The organism is Streptomyces sp. DvalAA-43 (assembly GCF_900091725.1).
Classification (GTDB): domain Bacteria; phylum Actinomycetota; class Actinomycetes; order Streptomycetales; family Streptomycetaceae; genus Streptomyces; species Streptomyces pulveraceus.
This window is the reverse complement of record NZ_FMBW01000054.1, coordinates 102,004-117,402: the sequence shown is the minus strand read 5'-3', so window position 1 is coordinate 117,402 and position 15,399 is coordinate 102,004. Positions and strand designations below refer to the sequence as shown.

The window sequence follows — 15,399 nt, the reverse complement described above, 5'->3', positions numbered from 1 at the left end:
GTGGCCGTTTCGCCCCGGCCGTCTTCCGCCACCCGCGCGGCGCCCGTACGGTAGGGCGCGCGAGAGACTCGGCCGCACACCGGACAACGCCTTCCGGTCATCGGACGCGGAGGGAGCCACGGGATGTCGGGGGATTCGGGCAGCGGACTGTTACGCGATGCCATCGGGCTGCGCGAAGTCCTCTTCCAGAGCGTCACGGCGATGGCGCCCGCCGCGGCCATCGCCGCGTCGATCCCCGCAGGGGCCGCGTTCGCGGGCGGAAGCCTGCCGCTCTCCGTGGTGGTGGCCCTCGTCGCCTGCCTCTTCACCGCCTCGTGCGTCGCCGAACTGGCCCGTCGGCTGCCGGCCGCCGGTTCCGTCGCCACCTACTCCGCGCAGGGGCTGCATCCGGCCATCGGGTTCCTCGTCGGCTGGGGCTATGTCTTCGTCGAGGCGCTGGTGCCCGCGTTGCTGCTGCTCCAGTTGGGCTTCACGACCGCGGGCACACTGCACCAGGAGTGGTCGTCCTACCCGGCGGAGCTGTGGTGGCCGTGGTCGCTGCTGGGCGCGGTGATCATCGCACTGGCCGGGTACTTCGGCGTACGGGCCTCCGCCCGGTTCGGCACCGTGCTCGGCATCTTCGAGGTGCTCGTCTTCGTCGTCTTCGCGGTGCTGCTCATCGGCCGGGCCGGGGCGGACAACACCCTTTCGGTGTTCGGCACTTCGCATACCGCCGACGGGTACGGCGGCGTCAGCGGGATCTTCGCCGGCTCGGTCTACACCGTGCTCGCCTTCGCGGGCTTCGAGGCGGCGGCGCCGCTCGCCGAGGAGACGAAGAACCCCCGGCGCACGATGCGGCGCGCTGTGCTCGGCGCGGCGCTCTCCATCGGTCTGGTGTACGTCCTGACCACCTATGCGATGTCGGTGTACTTCGGGCCCGACAGATTCGCCGGATTCGGTGCATCGGGGGCCGCGTCCTGGGAAGGGGTGGCCCGTGCCTCGTTCGGGCTGTTCTGGGTGCTGCTCTTCCTCGCCGTGGTCAATTCGACCGTGGCCAACGCGAACGCGTGTGCCAATGTGTCGACCCGGACGGCGTTCGCCCTCGGCCGCATCGGTGTGTTCCCACAGGCCTTCGCGAGGCTCCATCCACGGCGCCGCTCCCCCGTCACCGGGGTGGCCGTGCAGTTCGTGATCGCGGTCGGCGCGGCGCTCGGGCTGGGTTTCGCCTACGACCCGGTGACCGCGTTCGTCCTGCTGGCCACCGTGATCGTCACAGTGATCATCGGTGTCTACATCATCGTGAACCTGTCCTGCGCCGGATACTTCCTGCGCAGGCGTCGCGATGCCTTCAACCCCGTGCTCCATCTCCTGTTCCCGGTGCTGGGCATCGCGGCATTCGTCCCCGCGCTGCTGACGGCCGCCGGAATCCCGGCCTTCGACTTCGTCTCCGGACTCAGTGCGCCCGTGTCGTACGCCGGTCCGGTCGTCGGTGTCTGGATGCTGATCGGGATCGTTGTCCTGGCGGTGCTGCTGCGCAGGCATCCGAAGCGAGTGGCGCAGACCGGACGAATCCATCTGGACGACATCCCGGAACCCGCCGGAGACCCGGAGACAGGAGCAGTACCGCGATGAACGACCCCCGCATCCTGACCGTCCGTCCCAAGGAGGGCGAGTACGCCTGGACCTTCGGCGGAGCGGCTCCGGTCGCCCGGATCGAGCCGGGAACGTTCCTCGACGTGTACACGGAGGACTGCTTCGCCGGGAAGGTCCGCTCCGAGAAGGACCTGGTCTCCCAGGTCTGCGAGTTCCCCTTCCTCAACCCGCAGACCGGCCCCTTCCATGTCGTGGGCGCGGAACCCGGTGACACCGTCGCGGTGCACTTCGTGTCCATCGAGCCGGCCAGGGACCGGGCCGCTTCGACGACCGTTCCGCTCTTCGGGGCACTCACCTCCACCCATGCCACCGCTTCGCTGCAGGCCCCGCTGCCCGAGGTGGTGTGGATGTGGCAGCTCGACCGGGCGCGCCGCACCTGTCTGTTCAGCGCCCGGGACAGCGACATCCAGGTGGAGCTGCCGATGGACCCGATGCACGGCACGGTCGGGGTAGCTCCGGCCAATCTGGAGGTGCGGTCCGCGCTGGTGCCCGACGCGCACGGCGGGAACATGGACACGCCCGAGATGCGGGCGGGCGTCACCTGCTTCCTGGGCGTCAACGTCGAGGGCGCACTGCTGAGTCTGGGGGACGGCCATGCCCGCCAGGGCGAGGGCGAGACGTGTGGGGTCGCCGTGGAGTGTGCGATGAACACGGTGGTGCTGGTCGAGCTGCTGAAGGGGGTCGCCACCCCGTGGCCACGCATCGAGTCCGACACCCATCTGATGTCCACCGGCTCGGCGCGCCCGCTCGAAGACGCCTTCCGGATCTCCCAGCTGGACCTGGTGCAGTGGCTGGCGCGCGACTACGGCCTCTCCGAGCTCGACGCCTACCAGCTGGTCAGCCAGGCCGGTGAGGCTCCGCTGGCCAATGTGTGCGACACCAACTACACCTGCGTGGCGAAGATCCGCAAGGAATGGCTGCCGTCCGGCGATCCCCATCGCGGGCTCCACCGCCATCTGCGGGAGACTGCCACACTGCTGTCCAGCCCCTGACCACCCACCACCTCACCCCCTCTCCCCCCACAGGAGTGTTCATGCACCGCAGAAGGATTCTCCAGGGTGTCGCCGCGACGGCCGCCGCCGCTCTGATCCCGGCTTCCACCCGCGCCATGGCCGCCACGACCGCGGGCGACACCGACTATCCGCTCGCCCACTGGAATCCGGCCTCCACCTCCAACTACACGGCGTCGAGCCGCCCTTCGGCCTATCCGGTCCAGTAGGTGATCATCCACGTCACCCAGGAGACGTATCCGAACACGATCGGAATCTTCCAGAATCCGGCGAAGCAGGTCTCCGCGCACTATCTGGTGCGCTCCGCGGACGGCTACGTCGCCCAGTGCGTCCGGGAGAAGGACATCGCCTGGCACGCGGGCAATTGGGACTACAACACGCGCAGCATCGGCATCGAGCACGAGGGCTGGGTGGACCAGCCCTCCTACTTCACCGACGCCATGTACGAGAAGTCGGCGCTACTGATCGCTTCGGTGTGCGACCGCTACGACATCCCGAAGGACCGCGCGCACATCCTCGCCCACGCCCAGGTCCCCGGCACCGACCACACCGATCCCGGTCCGCAGTGGGACTGGGTGCGCTACATCCGCCTGGTCAATCTGTACTCGGGGAACTGACCCTGGCCCGCCCCGGCCGGTCCCTCCTGTGCGCCACGGTTGTCGCAACGGCGGGCCGCGACGACGATGGGGTGGTCGCCATGCCCCTGGACGGAGGGTGAGTTGAGGGATCCCTGGGTGGCGCTGGCAGCCGGCACGGACCCCGGTGAGCGGATCAGTCAACTGCGCCGCGCACATGAGGCGTTCACCACGGCGGGCAGGCTGGAGCAGCCGGTGCGGCCGGTCGTCGGCGAGTCGTGGCGGCGCTCGGCGCGGGCCAGGGTCAGCCCGGACGGTGCGGCTCTGGTCGAGCTGGGTTCCGACGACCTGGGCCCGTACCGGGACGGCCATCCCCTGGCCCCCGTTATGCCGGTGATCCGTGAGCTGATGGGTGCCTACGCGACGGACGGGGAGCACCTGCTCGCGGTGTGCGACGCGCACGGCAGGCTGCTGTGGGTCGAGGGGCCCGCGGTGATCCGGCGGGCCGCAGGCCGGATGAATTTCGTGGAGGGCGCCCGCTGGGCCGAATCGGCGGCCGGGACCAACGCCCCGGGGACGGCGATCGCCGTGGACCGCCCGGTGCAGGTCTTCGCCGCCGAGCACTTCCTCCGGCCGGTCCAGCGGTGGACCTGTGCGGCGGCGCCGTTGCACGACCCGCACACCGGACGGGTCCTGGGGGCGGTGGACATCACCGGCGGGGACCGGCTCGCGCATCCGCACAGCCTGGCGTTCGTGCAGGCGGTGGCACGCGCCGCCGAGACGCAGCTCGCGCTGCTCGCCCCGGCAGCGCCCTGCGGGACGATGCGGCTCAGCGCACTCGGCCGGGACGAGGCGCTGCTGGTGGCGGGGGGCCACAGAATACGGCTCAGCAGGCGGCACAGCGAGATCGTGGCGACACTGGCCCGCCATCCCGAGGGGCTCGGCGGCGACGAACTCCTCGTCGAACTGTACGAGGACGAGTCGGTGACCCCGGTGACCCTGCGGGCCGAACTCTCCAGGCTGCGGCGGCTGCTCGGCCCCGAGCTCCTCCTCTCCCGCCCCTACCGCCTCTCCGCCCCGGTCGACGCGGATTTCGACACGGTGGCGCGCCGGCTGGCTTCGGGCGCGGTGACGGCGGCGCTGGGTGCCTATTCGGGGCCGCTGCTCCCGGCCTCGCAGGCACCGTCCGTCAGCCGCCTCCGGCGCCGCCTCGAAGAGCAGTTGCGGGCGGCGCTCATCGCACGCGGTGACCCGGGGCTGCTGGCCGACTGGGCCTACAGCCCCTGGGGCGAGGACGACCTCCCGGTGTGGGAGGCTCTCGCGGCGGCCGTTCCCGCCGGTCAGCGCCCGGCGCTGCTCGCCAGGGTCCGGTCCCTGGACGCCGAGCAGCGGTAGCCGCGCCCTGTGCAACGGGGTTGCAACGTGCCGTCGCCTACCTTCGCGCCGAGGGCCGTCCAACGGCGGGCGGCACCGGATCCGGGAGGCCACAGAGATGACCCGTTACGCCGCGCCGGGTGCCGAGGGCGCCATCGTCTCGTACGAGTCCCGCTACGACCACTGGATCGGCGGCGCGTACGTAGCGCCCGTCCGTGGCCGCTATTTCGAGAACCCGAGCCCCGTCAACGGCCGCCCCTTCACCGAGATCGCCCGCGGTACGGCCGAGGACGTCGAACTCGCCCTGGACGCCGCGCACGCCGCCGCGCCCGCCTGGGGAGCCACGGCGGCGGGCGAACGCGCGGGGATCCTCAACCGGATCGCCGACCGGATGGAGGCCCATCTGGAGGAACTCGCGGTCGCCGAGAGCTGGGACAACGGCAAACCGGTACGCGAGACCCTGGCGGCCGACATTCCGCTGGCCATCGACCACTTCCGCTACTTCGCCGGGGCGTTGCGCGCCCAGGAGGGCTCGCTCGGCGAGATCGACGACGACACGGTCGCGTACCACTTCCATGAGCCGCTCGGTGTCGTCGCGCAGATCATCCCGTGGAACTTCCCGATCCTGATGGCGACGTGGAAGCTGGCCCCGGCGCTCGCGGCGGGCAACACGGTGGTCCTCAAACCGGCCGAACAGACCCCGGCCTCCATCCACGTGTGGCTGAAGCTGGTCGCCGATCTGCTGCCGCCGGGCGTCGTCAACGTCGTGAACGGCTTCGGGGCGGAGGCGGGCAAGCCCCTCGCCTCCAGCCCGCGGGTCGCGAAGATCGCCTTCACCGGTGAGACGACGACGGGCCGGCTGATCATGCAGTACGCCTCCGAGAACATCAAGCCGGTGACCCTGGAACTCGGCGGCAAGTCGCCCAACATCTTCTTCGACGACGTGTGGAACGCGGACGACGACTTCCGCGACAAGGCGCTAGAAGGCTTCACCATGTTCGCCCTCAACCAGGGCGAGGTCTGCACCTGCCCGTCGCGGGCACTCATCCAGCGCGGGGTGTACAACGCATTCCTGGAGGCGGGCATCGCCCGTACCGAACGGATCGTGCCGGGGCATCCGCTGGACACGGACACGATGATCGGCGCCCAGGCCTCCAACGACCAGTTGGAGAAGATCCTTTCGTACCTGGACATCGGCCGGCAGGAAGGCGCGAAGGTCCTCACGGGCGGAGAGCGGATCGAGTACGACGGAGAGCTGGCGGGCGGCTACTACGTCCAGCCCACCATCTTCGAGGGCGACAACCGGATGCGGGTCTTCCAGGAGGAGATCTTCGGACCGGTCGTGGCGGTCACGTCCTTCTCCGACTTCGACGACGCGATCAGGACCGCGAACGACACGCTGTACGGGCTCGGCGCCGGCGTATGGACGCGCGACATCAACACCGCGTACCGGGCGGGCCGCGCCATCCAGGCAGGCCGCGTCTGGACGAACTGCTACCACGCGTACCCTGCGCACGCGGCCTTCGGCGGCTACAAGCAGTCCGGGATCGGCCGGGAGAACCACAAGATGATGCTGGAGCACTACCAGCAGACCAAGAATCTTCTGGTGTCGTACTCGCCGAAGAAGCTGGGCTTCTTCTAGGCGCACGAGGAAAGGCGCCTGACCTGGGCCTTTACCCGTCAGGCGCCTTTCACTCAGCCCGCTCTCGACCGAGCCCGGCTTGCGCGCTAACTCCCATTTCCTCCCACTGCTGTACCCCTCCCGACCAGTGCTTCCGGACCAGTCACGGACCAAACCCCCGGTTCAACCCTCGGGTGCGTCGCCTTGGCTGACGCGCTGCCACTCGTTCATGGACTGCTCGATGAGGCGGTTCGCCTGCTCTCGAAGGCCGTCGAGGAACTTGGCGTAGTGGCGAAAGAGAACCTCGATGCTCTGACCGGCGCGGCGGGCGCATTCGGCCGGGTCCACTCCGGAGTAGAGCCAGAACAAGATCCCGGCGTGCCGGAGATCGTATGGTCGCTTGGCCAGGCGGGAAGTCCGCTCGGTACGAGTCAGGGCGCGCTCCCGGGCCCGCGCCCACGTGATGCCGTAGGCGGCAGCGTCGACGTAGTTGCCAGCCTGGTTCCGGAAGAGTCGACCGTCGGGTGCCACATCGAACCGTTTCACATGGGCACGCAGCATGCGTACGAATTGCGGCGGGATCGGAATAGGTCGCGTCGCGTTTGCCGCGCGACGCTTGAGCGAGTGCACCTCACCATCGTCGGTCCACTCCTTGCCAGACGTGACGACCCCGCCCGAGAGGTTGAGCATCCCCCATCCAGTCTTCGGCAAGTGACATTGATCGATCCGAAGATGGATGACCTCAGCTGGCCGCATTGCCGCGAAGTACTTGCAGCCGAAGAACGCCTCAAGATGTGGCCCCCGCCCCCGCTGGCGAGCAACGGACTCGAGCAGGCGAAGCACCTGGGCCGGATTGGGAACGGCGTCCGGATCCACCTCTTCATTGACTGCTGGCGCCTTCCACCGTAGACCGTTGAGGGGGTTCTCCGCGAAGTACCCTTTCTCCACAGCAGTGTTGAGAGCTTCGTTGAACGCAGCCCTCTCGCGTCGGGCTGTCTTGGCCGCGGCCGCCTTGCCGTCCAGTTTGCGGCACACCGCGTCGAGGGCCCGCCTCAGAACGTCGGCCTCCGCGAGGGCGCTGACCGGCAGCGAGTTCTGCTTCATCCAGTTCAGCGCGTGGAGCCACTCCTCGGTGGGTTCGCACTGCCAGGCTTTCTTTTTGAATGCCCACGAGTACAGGGCACGCCGTAGTACCCGCGGATCGGAAAACGTCGCGCCGGGGCGCACGAGGGCGGGCGTGACCGTGGCGAAGGCATCCGCCAGGGTGCGGCGGGTGTTTCCTGGCGTGCGCTCCCATCTTTGCTCGATGTATTCGTGAGCCAGGTCATACCACGTAGTTCGCTGCTTGATGGCCCGCAACTCAGATGCTGGCAGACCGGTGTGCTCATCAAACGGCTCACCCTCGCGCGCAGCTGTCATCAGCTTCGCGCGTCGGCTATCAGCAAGTGCGAACGTGATGAAGGACTCGGACTTCTCTCGCGCGTTAACCGTCCACCAAATCTGGAAAGACTAGCGCCGGTCTGGGCGCAAGCGCATCTCCCAGAAGCGGACGTTATAACTCATCGCCATACGGGCGTATCCCTTTCGCACGCCTTCCACCACGCGTCCAGATCGGCGCGGCGACAGCGCAGTTCACCGTTGGGCAGCTTGATCATTCGGGGTGCCTGACCGCGAGCGCGTAGGCGGTAGAAGGCCGACGGGATCATCCGGATTTCCGCTACTAGACGAACGCACGGACGCCTGCACCGAACGCAGCCCTCAGCCCGCTACCGCGAATCCGGTCCGATCCTCCTCGCACACATAACTACCGGGTGCGCGAAGAGTGATGGGCTCCAGCAGCCGGGACGTCCTGGCCGTCCTCCGTGTCGTCAAAGGATGGCGAGCTCAAACGGTCAGCGCATCACCGCTGTTCAGAAGGCCAGCGTAGACCTCTGCCGGAGTGCGGTAGCCGTGAGACTCGGCCCTGTGCTCCCGAAGCTGCCGCGAGGTGACAAGTAGCTCTCAGTAGCTGTATCTGATGCCCACCACGTCGGACGGGCCCCGGCTAATCGACCACGCCGGGAGGCGCTGTCGCTAAGATCCGCTCATGACGTCACGATGGGCAGATGCCGCGTAGACCGCCGCGCAAGGTTCGGGTCGTAGCTCCCGGCCCTACGAGCGATGGTGCCACCACCAGCACGTTGTTCGTCGGTCGCTGCTCCGGGGCGCCGGTTTGTACAGGTGTGCACACGTACCTCTTTGTCGATGGACTCGACATGATCGCGCGAAGCCACAGCGGGGCGGCCGGCCTGCATCCCCGACGACTCCTCCGCTCCGGCGGACCGCTCTATCCGACCGATGCAGTTCGAGACGTCAGCGTGGCTTCTGTGGTGCCCTCTGAGCCCAACGCGGGTGGGCTCGTCGTCCGTGTGCGCCTCCAGGGCGAGACCGTCGTCTGGACCGATCTGATGTACCCAGACCTCCAGGGCAGGCTCGTAGATGAAGTCCGGTTCGATCTCAGGCAGTATCTCGGCGAGATTGAGAGGGCCTATCGGGAGTGGGTGACCGCTGACGGCGAGGCCGGCCTGATGGGAGATGTCTGTCGAAACGCCCGTGGTCCAGTTGAATAGGCGCATGGGAAGCGCCCGGGGTCAGAGGCCCGCATCGCGGCGATGGCGCCCACGTGGTGGTGCAGCCGATTACGCGTACTCCGGCGCAGAGGCGAGAGCCCTGTTGGGCCACCGGCTTGACTGGGCGAGCCAGGAGACCTGGTTCGAGGATGAGCATGGCCAGCTGCTGGCGGTGGTCACCAACGGCACACGCGCGACGGTGATGTTGATGCACGGAGACGGGGATCCAGGTGAGCACCTGATCGACGCCCGTGGCGAGGGACACTCTGGTGGGTTTCTGCTGGCGAATGGACAGGTCGATACGTATGCCGACCAGGACACCGTCGTCTTCAGCGTCGCCGGCCGGGCCGTGGCGCATCTCATCGAGCATGGCGTGTGGCCTGATGACGTGACCGTTGAGGATGACCGCGGGACGTGAACGACGAGCTGCGGGCTCAGACAGCGCCAGGGCTGTGATCAGTCACTGTCGTGCCGCAGTTAACCACCGAACCCCGTGCCGTCGTCGCTGGCGGTCGTCATGTAGTCGTTGGTGCGCTGTCCGTTGCTTCGGGGACGTACCCGCAAACTTGCGGCGCGCATTCGGCCTTGTGGTCCCGGCCCCAGAGGTAGGTGTCGCGCTCGGTGGACCGGGTGCGGTGAGCGAGGCGAAGTTGTTGCCGCCGGGGCAGCGTCGTAGGCAGCGCCGTGAAGGCCTCCGGGAGAACGGCGACCATGCCGCTGACCTGTTCTCCGTTGCGCATCCGCAGCAGCACGAGCTCAGACTCGCGGCGCCTCATGCCGCTCCTCCTGTACGGCCGTGACCGGCGCGTTCGAGGACGCGGTATACGGTGGCGCGGCCTACGGAGAACACCTCCATCAGTTCGGCGATCGTGTAGTCGCCGGTGGCGTGGATGCGGACGAGTTCCGCTTGCTGGCGTGCTGACAGCTTGGGCTGGCGGCCCTTGAGTTTGCCGCGGGCGCGGGCTACGGCCATGCCCTCGCGGGTGCGCATTCTGAGCAGGTCGGCTTCGAATTCGGCGAAGACGGCCAGCATGTTGAAGAACATCTTGGACATCGGGTCGGCCGGGTCGTAGACGCTGCCGCCCAGGGAGAGGCGGACGCCGCGGGCGACGAGGGTGTCGCCGATGTCGCGGGCGTCGGGGACGGAGCGGGCGAGCCGGTCGAGCTTGGGCACGACCAGGGTGTCGCCGACGCGGACGGCGGCCAGGGCCTGGTCGAGGCCGGGCCGCGCGCGGCTGGTGCCGGTGAGTCCCTTGTCGAGGTAGATCCGGTCGTCGGGGACGCCGAGCGCGGTGAGGGTATCGCGCTGGGCGGTGAGGTCTTGTTCGACGGTCGAGCATCTGGCGTAGCCGATGAGTTCTCCCACCGGGCGAGCGTACCGTTTGAGCCCCCTTCACCGGACGATTTCGCGGACCACCTATGTGAGACGGCATGTGCGCAGGTCGGGCGGTGCAGGAAAAGCAGTCCCGGTCGTCCCGGTGAGGGTTTCTTAAACGGACACGACCAAGAGGCCGCGAAAGGACGGTTGGATCTTGCCCGGGGGGTTCCCTTGCATAGGATGTCGGCGAACGCGGCTTCCCACAAGGTGACGCCGCCCCTTGGAAGAAGCATCCATGGACGACATCGTCGCCCGCATCCGATCCAAACTGGCCGCTGCCTGTACGGAACCCGTCCCTCGCCCGCGGACCTTCGTGCGGGCGCCCGGCGGTCAACGCTTGGGCGCCCCCCTCAGCGAAGAACGAGTGGTCGCCTACGAGGCAACTCACGGCGTCCGTCTTCCCCGTAGCTATCGCACGTTCCTGCGCGAGATCGGCAACGGAGGCGTTGGACCCGACTACGGACTACTCCCTCTGACGCGTTGGTCCGCCCACGACATCCCCACCGCCAGTCAGCAACTTGGGCGCGTCTTCGCGCTGGAGCCGGCTGACTCCGTCGCCGCTGATTGGGCGCGGCTCCGCGACCTGCAGGACTACTCGTACGCCGGCACCCACACCGTCGTCGCACAAAACCCCTCCTCGAAGGTGTTCACCGCCGAGGCGACCAGCCGCGTCACCTTCGCAGGCGCCGGCGGCTCCAGACGGTCCTTGCGACACCGCGCGACCACCGCCTCAGCCAACCGTTCCCGGTTCAGCTCCACCGGGCACAGCTCAGCCGCCAACCACTGCGCGAGCTGGACCTGGTCCTCCTGCGTGCACTCGCGGAACCCGAACGCCGACCGGACCTCCATCCGGTGCCGCTTGATCGCCCGCCCGGACCAGTCGTAGGCGCCCCACTCCTCGGCCGGCACCCTCACCTGCTGGGCCACGTACAGCACCGCAGCCGCCGGGACCTCCGCCGCATCCTCCGGAAAACGCGTCCACCTCGAAGAACTTCAACAGCAGCGCGAAGCCCAGCCGGTTCGCCCCCGACTTGTTCCGAAGCCGCTCCTGGTCCTCCTCCAGCAGCGTCCAGACCTCGATCAAGTCTTCCGGTTCCCACTCCCGACGCACGCCCCACTCCTCTCCTCGATCACCACAACGCGACCAAGGTGACGCGAGCACAACAGAGCAGGGCCAGAACGCCGGAAACCGGGACAACAGGCTGTCAGATCGGCTACAGAGAGCTGCCTTTCACTTCGCGGCAGCTTCGGGAGTACAGGGCCACCATGCCCAGTTCGCTCTCGACACCGGGACGAAGGTGTTCTTCGCCGATCCGCACTCGCCCTGGCAGCGACCGACGAACGAGAACACGAACGGACTGCTGCGTCAGTACTTCCCGAAGGGCACCGATCTCTCCCGGTGGTCGTCCACGGACCTGGAAGCCGTCGCCATGGCGATCGACAACCGGCCCCGCAAGAAATTCGGTTGGCGGACGCCGGCCGAGGTCTTCGAGGAGCAGCTACGCTCACTACAACAGCCCGGTGTTGCAACGACCCATTGAACTCGCCCAGTACACCAGCCGAGCCTTCGCTGACGCCTGCCGCCTCGCCGACGTCCGCCAGAGCAGGAGCAGGGTTGGCAGCAGCGCGGACAACGCCGCCGCCGAACCGTTCAACGCGACCTTCAAAAGAGAGACGCTGAAGGGGCGAAGGGGCTGGCCAAGCGAACGTGAGGCCCGACTCGACGCCTTCCGATGGCTGTCCCGCTACAACACCCGACACAGGCATTCCCAGCTCGGCCAGCGCTCCCCGATCGCTGACGAAAACACCTTCCGCCCAACAGCAACCACCCTGACCAAAGCCGCATAGACGTGTTCAAGCTCCGGGGTCGAGGCCCGTGCGTAGAAGTACGCGATGTCGTTCCCGGTGTTTGTCTGCCCTGCGAGACTGGGTCCGCCAGGCTGAGGCCGACCAGGGCAGCCGGTCCGACTCGTTGCCTGCTGGAGACCGGCGCCGCTTCGGTCGGCGCTGTCGCCGATAGCTACGACCACGCCATGGCCGAGGCCCTCAACGGCACTTTCAAAGCCGAGTCGATCGAGCTCCACGGCCCCTGGCGCGACGCTGACCAGGTCGAACGGGCAGCCGCCCAGTGGGTCTGCTGGCACAACACCGAGCGACTGCACTCCGCCCTCGGCTACCTCCCACCCGAGGAATTCGAGGTCCGACACCACCGTTCCCAGGCGCCCTCGAAGACCGCCTGAAAACACGCAAACCGGCCGTCACCAAACTCGGGGCAGCTCACTGGGCTGTACGGGGCTTCGAGACCTACGGCACTACGACAGTCAGTGATGTGCCAGTCAGCTCAAAACCCAGCTTTTCGTAGACGCGGCGGGCTGGATTCGCATCGCTCACGACGAGCGAAATGTCGGCCAGCCCGTCGGCCGCAGCAGCGCTGAGCACCCGGCGCAGCAGATTGGCGCCAAGGCCCGCGTAGCGGGCTTCGGGCCAGCGGAACACGTCCGCGATCCACGGTAGTCCGTCACGGTCAGTGATAATCGCCCCAGCGACAACACGGTCCGTCTCGTCCACCACCAAGGCGCTGCACGGAAGGACCGGCCCGAGAACGGAGCCCGCCAGCATGGGTGCCAGGAGCTTGTTGAGCGCTTCTTCGTCGCTGCCGGAGTGGTGGTCGGGATGGTCGGCAGGAAAGGCGGCTCGCCATGCCGGGAACACCGCGTCGGCAGCGAGGTCACAAGGGACTGCCCGAAGTCCGTTTCCCAGGGCGCATGATGACCAGTCGGCCGGTGGCGGACACGCGACCAAGTCCCTCCGCATCTCATGGGCATGTCGCATCACCCGTGCGCCACGGCGCAGCAGTTGCTCACCGAGCTCCACGGCTCCCGAGACTGCCCATCCGGACATACCGGAGACGATGGTGTCCACGGGGTCGGGGCCGACCACTTCGGCCAGGTCCGCCCACGGGTGCCCCTCCCGAACACCCTGCAGATAGGTCAGGACTGGCACACCCTGCCCATTGGTCAGGGTGTGGCGCTGCTCGTCGTTCTCAGTCACTCTTCATCCTTGAAAGATCATGTGTACTCTGCGTGCGCATTCTGCGGTTCCGCATCCGGTGTCGCAACGGAATTTCTCCAATTTGTGAGGTGAACGATTCACCGGGCCCCATGAAGGTCGAGTGGGCCGTCCCGATCGTCGTGTCGGCGAGCTCGACCAGGAATCCGCCGTGCACCGTGCCCTGTTGGTTGCCGTGCAAGGCCGCGTCCACCTCGGCACGAACCGGGGTGGTTTCCTCGCCGGGCACTGTCACGTTGGCTGATCGGGTGAAATGACCTTCTGGTTGATCATGGTGGAGGGGGTTGTCCGTGGGCAATACGCCGCCGTTGTACAAGGGCACCGGTACCCGGTGGAGATCATCGCGCACTGTGTGTGGCTGTACTTCCGCTTCCCGTTCAGCTTCGGTGAGGTCGAGGAGCTTATGCTCGAGCGCGGTGTCATCGTGTCCCACGAGACCGTCCGCCGCTGGTGTGCGAAGTCCGGGCAGTCCTATGCCAACGCGCTGCGCCGCCGGCGTGTGCAGCTGGGTGACAAGTGGTACCTGGACGAGGTCTTCATCAAGATCGACGGAAAGCGGAAGTACCTGTGGCGGGTCGTCGACGCCGACGGCACCGTGCTCGACGTCCTGGTCCAGAACCGGCGGGACAAAGCCGCAGCCCGGCGTTTCTTCCGCCGCCTGCTGAAGACGACCTGCTCGGTGCCGCGGGTGATCGTCACCGACAAGCTCCGCTCCTACGCGCGGCCCACCGCGAGGTGATGCCCTCGGTCGAGCACCGCTCCCACAGGGGCCTCAACAACCGGGCCGAGAACAGCCATCAGCCAACCGGCAGCGCGAACGCGCCATGAAAGGCTTCCGCGGCGTCGGCGGAGCCCAGCGGTTCCCGGCCGCGTTCAGCGGCATCCCACCTCACTTCCGGCCCCTGCCGCCACCTGATGACCGCCCCCGGCTACCGCACCGAGACGACCACTCGCCTCGCCGTCTGGGACCAGATCACCGGCGTCGTCGGCCTGCCTGCCGCGGCCTGAGCACGGAGCCGAAACCCGCCCGCTCCACACCCGACACACCATCAGGCACTCACTCCCTCAACAACGTGACAGCACCCACGGAGTTGATGGCGTGGGAGCTGTGGTAGCGCGGGGCATGGCACCCAGCTGGTCAACGTCCTCGTCGGGTATGTCGAACATGATGGCGGGCGGCACGCTGGGTGAACGGCAGAGAGTACTCGGTGTGTAGGTCGGCGCTGCCGCCGCTGGCGGCAGGCCCCGGTTCGTGGTGTCTCAGCTCCCCCCGGTGGCGCGGTGGCCGTGGCGGAAGAGCGGGGCCGCCGTGTCGAAGGGGACGTCCTCGCGGGATGCGGCAACGGCGGCGTCCGAGGCGGGGAGGTCGAACGGGAGGGCGCCGGTCATCGGGGCGCGGCCGAGCGCGGCCAGGGCGACCACAGCCGCTGCGACCAGCTCTGCGTCACCATGAGGGCGCCGCAGACGTAACCGTCCCATCAGCGGTCGGCCGCCGCGCTGGCCGTCGGCTTCGGATCCGCCGGCGGCGTCGTGGCGGTGGACTCGCTCACCCCGAACACCTGCCCCCACAGCCACACGCCCGCCAGTAAGCCGGCCATCATCCACCCGCTCATGCGCTTGGCGCTCCCGGGCTTCGGATTGCGACGAATGTACCCGCGCACCCGGTGGAACCCGTCCGGCACCTGCGACAGGTTTCCCCCTCCAGCCGGTGGGCCGCAAAGCGCGGCTCATCCCAACAGAAGGGTGTAGCAGTGGGCACTGACAGCAGCTGATGGGTCATCATTGCGCTACGCCCCGGTCGAGTCGCCATCAGGCCAGGAGGGCCCACACTATTGAGCAATCACAGGGCAGCGAGCCTGCGGCAGCTCAGCTGGGTGAACACTCTTTTCAGCTCCCAAGCGGTTCACACGCCCCTCTCCGCCAGCCCTCGCGCGGCGCGTGACCGTCCGTCTGCCACCTGCGGAAACAGCCCCCGGTTACGCCAAGCGGAGCTCTGCCGACGAATGGCGAAAAGCAGCGGAAGCGCACTCACAGCCATGGTGCGCCGGAGCCGCCCCTTTGAACCGTGGTTCTGGGGCCATGGCCGGGGAGTGTCAGGACAGTCTTTTGCGGCCCGCCGTGGCCTCGCGAG

16 protein-coding genes and 5 pseudogenes are annotated in these 15,399 nt (G+C 67.9%); 12 read left to right on the top strand and 9 right to left on the bottom strand.

Annotated elements, in window-relative coordinates; all coding sequences use genetic code 11:
• The first annotated feature begins 123 nt into the window (after positions 1 to 123).
• The 5 genes and pseudogenes from GA0115234_RS22365 (at position 124) to adh (ending at position 6,233) form a co-directional block, all read left to right on the top strand.
• Positions 124 to 1,611, top strand: coding sequence for an APC family permease (locus tag GA0115234_RS22365; protein WP_093544417.1), 1,488 nt, complete (start codon positions 124 to 126; stop codon positions 1,609 to 1,611).
• Positions 1,608 to 2,624 (top strand): acetamidase/formamidase family protein, encoded by a 1,017-nt coding sequence (locus GA0115234_RS22360; protein ID WP_093544414.1) that lies wholly within the window; start codon positions 1,608 to 1,610, stop codon positions 2,622 to 2,624. The genes GA0115234_RS22365 and GA0115234_RS22360 overlap by 4 nt, the downstream gene beginning before the upstream one ends.
• A 41-nt stretch (positions 2,625 to 2,665) precedes the next feature.
• Positions 2,666 to 3,259, top strand: a pseudogene (locus tag GA0115234_RS22355) (N-acetylmuramoyl-L-alanine amidase).
• A 66-nt stretch (positions 3,260 to 3,325) separates the two neighbouring features.
• Complete coding sequence (locus GA0115234_RS22350) at positions 3,326 to 4,612, top strand: GAF domain-containing protein (RefSeq protein WP_093544411.1); 1,287 nt, start codon at positions 3,326 to 3,328, stop codon at positions 4,610 to 4,612.
• 97 nt (positions 4,613 to 4,709) lie between these two features.
• A complete protein-coding gene (gene adh / locus GA0115234_RS22345; protein WP_093544408.1) occupies positions 4,710 to 6,233 on the top strand; it encodes an aldehyde dehydrogenase in 1,524 nt (507 codons plus the stop codon).
• A 162-nt stretch (positions 6,234 to 6,395) separates the two neighbouring features.
• Here adh and GA0115234_RS22340 read toward each other — a convergent pair whose 3' ends face one another.
• Together GA0115234_RS22340 and GA0115234_RS43510 are read right to left on the bottom strand one after the other, a co-directional pair.
• Entirely contained in the window at positions 6,396 to 7,631 is a 1,236-nt protein-coding gene (locus tag GA0115234_RS22340; RefSeq protein ID WP_343335949.1) for an integrase, read from the bottom strand.
• 140 nt (positions 7,632 to 7,771) lie between these two features.
• Positions 7,772 to 7,918 carry an excisionase gene (locus tag GA0115234_RS43510; RefSeq protein WP_093544405.1) on the bottom strand — a complete coding sequence of 49 codons (147 nt, stop codon included), beginning with the start codon at positions 7,916 to 7,918 and terminating at the stop codon, positions 7,772 to 7,774.
• A gap of 516 nt (positions 7,919 to 8,434) precedes the next feature.
• Here GA0115234_RS43510 and GA0115234_RS22330 point away from each other — a divergent pair.
• Positions 8,435 to 8,821 (top strand): hypothetical protein, encoded by a 387-nt coding sequence (locus tag GA0115234_RS22330; protein WP_093544402.1) that lies wholly within the window; start codon positions 8,435 to 8,437, stop codon positions 8,819 to 8,821.
• Positions 8,822 to 8,924: 103 nt separating this feature from the next.
• Positions 8,925 to 9,239: a hypothetical protein gene (locus GA0115234_RS22325; RefSeq protein WP_093544399.1), complete on the top strand. Its 315-nt coding sequence runs from the start codon at positions 8,925 to 8,927 to the stop codon at positions 9,237 to 9,239.
• Between the two features lie 97 nt (positions 9,240 to 9,336).
• On the opposite strand, the gene GA0115234_RS22320 is transcribed toward GA0115234_RS22325, so the two are convergent.
• Together GA0115234_RS22320 and GA0115234_RS22315 are read right to left on the bottom strand one after the other, a co-directional pair.
• Complete coding sequence (locus GA0115234_RS22320) at positions 9,337 to 9,597, bottom strand: hypothetical protein (protein ID WP_093544396.1); 261 nt, start codon at positions 9,595 to 9,597, stop codon at positions 9,337 to 9,339.
• Positions 9,594 to 10,187 (bottom strand): recombinase family protein, encoded by a 594-nt coding sequence (locus GA0115234_RS22315; RefSeq protein WP_093544393.1) that lies wholly within the window; start codon positions 10,185 to 10,187, stop codon positions 9,594 to 9,596. The genes GA0115234_RS22320 and GA0115234_RS22315 overlap by 4 nt, the downstream gene beginning before the upstream one ends.
• Before the next feature lie 247 nt (positions 10,188 to 10,434).
• On the opposite strand from GA0115234_RS22315, the pseudogene GA0115234_RS44380 reads away from it, so the two are divergent.
• Positions 10,435 to 10,683: pseudogene (locus GA0115234_RS44380) on the top strand (SMI1/KNR4 family protein); the annotation flags it as partial.
• A gap of 107 nt (positions 10,684 to 10,790) precedes the next feature.
• Here the strand turns inward: GA0115234_RS44380 and GA0115234_RS22310 are convergent.
• Positions 10,791 to 11,162: pseudogene (locus tag GA0115234_RS22310) on the bottom strand (DUF4158 domain-containing protein); the annotation flags it as partial.
• A 302-nt stretch (positions 11,163 to 11,464) separates the two neighbouring features.
• Here GA0115234_RS22310 and GA0115234_RS22305 point away from each other — a divergent pair.
• From GA0115234_RS22305 to GA0115234_RS43505, 3 genes and pseudogenes are all read left to right on the top strand, one after another.
• Positions 11,465 to 11,740: pseudogene (locus tag GA0115234_RS22305) on the top strand (IS30 family transposase); the annotation flags it as partial.
• Complete coding sequence (locus tag GA0115234_RS22300) at positions 11,721 to 12,047, top strand: integrase core domain-containing protein (RefSeq protein ID WP_093544386.1); 327 nt, start codon at positions 11,721 to 11,723, stop codon at positions 12,045 to 12,047. The pseudogene GA0115234_RS22305 and the gene GA0115234_RS22300, both read left to right, overlap by 20 nt.
• Positions 12,048 to 12,049: 2 nt before the next feature.
• Positions 12,050 to 12,439: an integrase core domain-containing protein gene (locus GA0115234_RS43505; protein ID WP_256088769.1), complete on the top strand. Its 390-nt coding sequence runs from the start codon at positions 12,050 to 12,052 to the stop codon at positions 12,437 to 12,439.
• A 64-nt stretch (positions 12,440 to 12,503) separates the two neighbouring features.
• Here GA0115234_RS43505 and GA0115234_RS22290 read toward each other — a convergent pair whose 3' ends face one another.
• Together GA0115234_RS22290 and GA0115234_RS43500 are read right to left on the bottom strand one after the other, a co-directional pair.
• A complete protein-coding gene (locus tag GA0115234_RS22290; protein ID WP_093544380.1) occupies positions 12,504 to 13,250 on the bottom strand; it encodes a GNAT family N-acetyltransferase in 747 nt (248 codons plus the stop codon).
• Positions 13,243 to 13,701, bottom strand: coding sequence for a hypothetical protein (locus GA0115234_RS43500; protein ID WP_256088779.1), 459 nt, complete (start codon positions 13,699 to 13,701; stop codon positions 13,243 to 13,245). Before GA0115234_RS43500 ends, GA0115234_RS22290 begins: the two co-directional genes overlap by 8 nt.
• On the opposite strand from GA0115234_RS43500, the pseudogene GA0115234_RS22280 reads away from it, so the two are divergent.
• Positions 13,594 to 14,161: pseudogene (locus GA0115234_RS22280) on the top strand (IS6 family transposase); the annotation flags it as partial. The gene GA0115234_RS43500 and the pseudogene GA0115234_RS22280 overlap by 108 nt on opposite strands.
• Before the next feature lie 367 nt (positions 14,162 to 14,528).
• Here the strand turns inward: GA0115234_RS22280 and GA0115234_RS43495 are convergent.
• The gene (locus GA0115234_RS43495; protein WP_107405796.1) at positions 14,529 to 14,747 is read right to left on the bottom strand and encodes a hypothetical protein; all 219 of its coding nucleotides are present in this window, start codon (positions 14,745 to 14,747) and stop codon (positions 14,529 to 14,531) included.
• Entirely contained in the window at positions 14,747 to 14,881 is a 135-nt protein-coding gene (locus GA0115234_RS43490) for a hypothetical protein (RefSeq protein ID WP_256088768.1), read from the bottom strand. The genes GA0115234_RS43495 and GA0115234_RS43490 overlap by 1 nt, the downstream gene beginning before the upstream one ends.
• Between the last annotated feature and the right edge of the window lie 518 nt (positions 14,882 to 15,399).